At 49.2% G+C, this 321-nt stretch carries 1 pseudogene; it reads left to right on the top strand.

Annotated features, from left to right (window positions below):
* Nucleotides 1-321: pseudogene (locus tag H8K52_RS20755) on the top strand (IS5/IS1182 family transposase); the annotation flags it as partial.

Genomic DNA, 321 nt, shown 5'->3' on the forward strand with positions numbered 1-321 from the left:
CCATCGTTGAACAAGCGATTGGACATGGACTTATTGGTGGACGTGTCTTTTACAGCGATAGCACCCATCTCAAAGCCTCGGCAAATAAGAATGGCTATGATATCCATCAAGTCGCGCAAAAGCCCGTCCATTATCTAGAAGAACTTAATAGCGCGATTGATGCCGACCGTTTGGCGCATGGTAAAAAACCACTCTCACATCAAGACGACGATGAAGAGCCGCCAACGAAAGAAATCAAAATCAGTCCGGTCGATCCCGACGCGGGCTACATGGTTCGTGATGGCAAGCCAACGGGATTCTTCTACCTCGATCATCGCACCG

The sequence above is a fragment of the Affinundibacterium seohonense genome (assembly GCF_014284305.1).
In the GTDB taxonomy this organism is placed as follows: Bacteria; Pseudomonadota; Gammaproteobacteria; order Burkholderiales; family Burkholderiaceae_D; genus Undibacterium; species Undibacterium seohonense.